This is a genomic window from Xanthomonas vasicola (genome assembly GCF_000772705.2).
GTDB lineage: Bacteria > Pseudomonadota > Gammaproteobacteria > Xanthomonadales > Xanthomonadaceae > Xanthomonas > Xanthomonas vasicola.
The window spans coordinates 1-3,235 of sequence record NZ_JSBW02000073.1 but is presented as its reverse complement, the minus strand read 5'-3'; the positions used below and the strand labels follow the sequence as shown (position 1 = coordinate 3,235).

General features: G+C 54.7%; 1 protein-coding gene and 1 pseudogene. Both read left to right on the top strand.

Annotation, left to right across the window (positions count from 1 at the left end):
- Positions 1-422: 422 nt before the first annotated feature.
- A pseudogene (locus NX05_RS25400) lies at positions 423-1,199 on the top strand (DUF6531 domain-containing protein); the annotation flags it as partial.
- A 93-nt stretch (positions 1,200-1,292) separates the two neighbouring features.
- The coding region (locus tag NX05_RS18470; protein WP_485130738.1) for an RHS repeat domain-containing protein at positions 1,293-3,235 on the top strand (1,943 nt) is incomplete at its 3' end.

Here is a 3,235-nt window from a genome sequence, read left to right as displayed (position 1 = left end):
GTGTACGCATGGGCGGAAATTGCAAGAAACCAGCCTTCAGCGTAGCGAACACTGGTAGTTTTAGCACGCCGGTGCAGACATCAAGGCCTTGCGGTCGTTGGGTGGTTGGGGTTTTTCAGGGGCGACTCCTTAGATATCCAGCCATCACAGAGAGCTAGCCGATACGTTTATCAATGCTAGCAAAGCGACAAGCAAATAGCTCAACAATTTCTTGGCAGACCTCCCTACGCATTCACCACCAAAGTGACGTGCAGGAAATCACTTCATGGAAAATTGGACGATGAAGGGGGATTCAGTGTAAGCTCGCAAGATATCTCGCGAGCCGCGAGGCTCCATGCCATTGATAGTTCCAGCCAAAAGCCAGAATTCACCAAATGGGCATCTCTGCAAATTATTGAATAACACATATTTAGGAACTATTGATGAGCAATGGATGGCTTAATTTAGAGGCTAAGCCCCTAGCAAATGGGCTCCAGACTAGCCAACAACACGCATTAAATCCGCCTATAAAAGCAGCAATAATTTCCTTTATCTTTTCATTACTCCTGGTCACACAAAATTCGGCTGCCCAGCAGTTTGAGGTTAGCAAAATCCCACCACTACCCGGTGAATTCAATCCTGAGATTGACAATTATGGAGCCGGCTGCCGAATTCTTCAATGTGGAGGACAAGGCAATGGGCTATGGAATGGACAACCCGCATCAATCGTAGTTATGAGCTATACGGGGCCGGAAGGGCCAGAACTTCGTCCATACACGGCGGCTGGATTTTCAGCAGAAAATAATTGCACCACGGACAATTCCACGTGCCAACCTTCAAGCAGCCGTTATTTCCCTATATTATTGGCAAAACATTGGCAATGCCCAGCTGGATTTGATCCCAATCCAAACAACTTCATGACATGCATTCGTCGGCCAATGGATCCAGGCAAGAACAACGAATGTGATGCCCCAACATCTGGCTCTTGCACCGCAGGAAATCCGGTCAATTTTTTCACGGGTGCTAAGCTACAGAAAGATATAGATTTCTTTGCACCCTCGACAAAACTCCAATTTACGCGCTTTTACACCAGCGGAAATATTGGACTTGATGCAGGCTCTCAGCTGGGCGTCGAGTGGCGACATTCTTATATGCGATCCATCAGAGCCAACCTAACGTCGGGCGCAAGAACCGTTCTACTCACAAGACCAAGCGGCAACTCTTATTTATTTAAGGACGAGGGAAGCGGTGAATGGCCTGCAGAAAGTGACGTGCGCTACCTACTTGAGGAAGTTAGAGAGAATGGGGCACTGGTGAGCTGGCGCGTGCGCGCTCCCGATCAGACCACTGAGGAGTTTGATGCAGCTGGCAACTTGCAGAAAATTGACTACCCTGACGGCGATTTTGTAACCCTTCGCTATACGGACGGAAAAATTTCAACAGTGACTGATGCGGCGGGACGGAGCCTTGCCTTTGCATACAAATATGGGCATCTAGAATTTATCACGCTACCGGATGGGCAGAGGCTGACGTATGCTTTTGATGATAAGAACCGGTTGCAAAGTGCTTCAACGCAGGGCGGCTCAGTCAGATCATATATTTACCAGAACAAGGAGTTCCCCAGCGCCCTGACGGGAATCGTCGATGAGCAAGGCATCCGATTCGCATCCTGGGAATATGATCAGTCAGGTCGCGGGACACGCAGCTATCATGGCGCAGCCTCGGATCCGGTGGATGACACAAAGATCGCCTATGACCAGAGCTCGGCAACGGTAACAAGCGCGCTAGGCGCTTCCTCTTCGTTTGCCATGAACGTCAGCTACGGGCGAGCCAAACTTGCGTCGGCAACTGCCAATTGTCCTGCCTGCGGTACCTCGCAGAGCATTAAGAGCCAAACCTACGATGTCTTGGGCTATGCCAATGTCAAGCAGTACTTCAATGGCACGAAGGTAGATGAAGATTACAACGCGCGCGGGCTTCGCACTCTGGAAACAACATCGCGCGACGGCCTGACCATAAAAACAGTTGCAGTCGCCTGGCATCCCACCCTCCCCACTCCCGTCGCCAGATCGATCTATTCTGGCACTGGCGACCTTTATCAAAAGCAGGAATGGGCGCTCAACCAACGTGGACAGACCTTGACGTCCATCACTACGGATGGCAAGACCGGCGCTGTCAGGAAGGATATGAACAGCTTCTGCGAACAATCAGATGTTGATGCGGGCTCTAGTTGCCCACGCATCGGGCTGCAACTGAGCGCTCAGCACTACGATGATGCTCTATGGCGAACCACACGCTTCAACTATTACATGGCCGATGACGCAGGCTGCGCTCCTACCACCAGCAGCTGCCCGCACCGCAAAGGCGACCTATGGAAAGTCACCAACGCCCTCGGCCAAACCACCCAATACCTCGCCTACGACGGCGCTGGCCGCCCGCTGTCCATCAAGGACGCCAACGGCATCGTCACCGATTACACCTATCATCCGCGCGGTTGGCTGACGGCCACCAAGGTGCGTGGGGCCGATGCGTCCAGCGAGGCCGATGACCGCATCACCCGCATCGACTATTGGCCCACCGGCCTGGTCAAGCAGGTCACCCAACCCGATGGCGCGTTCACTGCCTTCACCTACGATGCGGCGCATCGGCTGACCGACATCGCCGACAACGCGGGCAATACCGTCCACTACACGTTGGACAACGCCGGCAATCGCATCAAGGAAGACACCACCGATGCGTCAGGCACGTTGAAGCGCACGCTCTCGCGTGTCTACAACCAGCTCGGCCAACTCAAGACGCAGGCCACCGCGGCCAGCGATCCGACCGACTTCGCGTACGACGCCAACGGCAACACCACCACCGTGACCGATGCGCTGGCAACCGCGACGCAGAGCGAGTACGACCCGCTCAATCGCCTCTCGCGCACGCTGCAGGATGTTGCCGGCATCAAGGCCGACACCAAGTTCGCCTACGACGCGCTCGACAACCTGACCAAGGTCACCGACCCCAAGGGCCTGGACACCACCTACGACTACAACGGCTTCGGCGATCTGGTGAAGCTCACCAGCCCGGACACTGGCGTCACCAGCTACACCTACGACAGCGCCGGCAACCGCGCCACCCAGACCAATGCGCGCGGCAACACCACCGCCTACAGCTACGACGCGCTCAATCGCCTGACCAAGGTCACCTACCCCACCACCAGCCTCAACGTCACCTATACCTACGACGTGACGCAAACGGCGTGCGCCAGCGG